Below are 774 nucleotides of genomic sequence, written 5' to 3' on the forward strand. Positions count from 1 at the left end.
CCTCAAGCTCGCCTACCGTGAATCTGTGGCCGAATAATGCACAGGGGCCAGATAGCAGCCTTGCCGATACCAGATAGGATCAATGGGCTTGGGGCGGTTGTAGTTCGCGGCCATTGGGCGCTTATGCGCCAAACGGAACAGGAGGGGAACGCGCCGCGCGCACGCCGGTTATTGGATTGGCAAGGGAAAAGGGCTATATAGGCAATGCTTCGTGTTTTTAGGGCGGGCGGCCCTGTCAGACCACCCGCCCCGCTGGATCAGCCCTTATCGGACTTCCCCAGCTTCACAATTGCAATCACGAGCGCGACGGCTGCGATCGTCAATTGAGCTGCTTCATATGCTGTCAAATCACATCACCTCCTTTGAGCGAGAGGATTTGCGAAAGGCCGCTGTCACAGTCCTTCGCCCTCGCTCGATGAAGGCGATACAACGGATTGACGACAATGCGCGCGAAACGCTCTTCACATTTTCGTGAAGCCATTGGATGATCGCCGGCGACCGTTGATGAAAAGGGGAAGCTATGGGCCTCGTATCGCAGGTTAGCGCCGATGACCGGGAAAGCGCATGGCGAATAGTCCGTCATCGCGAAATCATGGAACGACTGATTCCGCTTTGGGCCGTGCTCGGCGTTGCGCTGGTGTTGATGGGCGTGGACCTGGGCGGGCGTCTGCTGTGGACGCTGCCGATGATCGGATATGTCTTTGGGGTGATGGCGGTCGATCATGGCCCTGATTACCGCGCCGCGAATTATTGGGTGCCGGTCCTGGGAAGCCA

Annotated in this window: 1 protein-coding gene and 1 pseudogene; one reads left to right on the forward strand and one right to left on the reverse strand. The window is 58.0% G+C overall.

Annotated features, from left to right (window positions below; translation table 11 throughout):
* Positions 1-343: 343 nt before the first annotated feature.
* A complete protein-coding gene (locus ET21_RS28030) occupies positions 344-583 on the reverse strand; it encodes a hypothetical protein (RefSeq protein ID WP_162180699.1) in 240 nt (79 codons plus the stop codon).
* Between the two features lie 9 nt (positions 584-592).
* On the opposite strand from ET21_RS28030, the pseudogene ET21_RS0109910 reads away from it, so the two are divergent.
* A pseudogene (locus tag ET21_RS0109910) lies at positions 593-774 on the forward strand (hypothetical protein); the annotation flags it as partial.

The sequence above is a fragment of the Sphingobium sp. DC-2 genome (assembly GCF_000722555.1).
Classification (GTDB): Bacteria; Pseudomonadota; Alphaproteobacteria; order Sphingomonadales; family Sphingomonadaceae; genus Sphingobium; species Sphingobium quisquiliarum.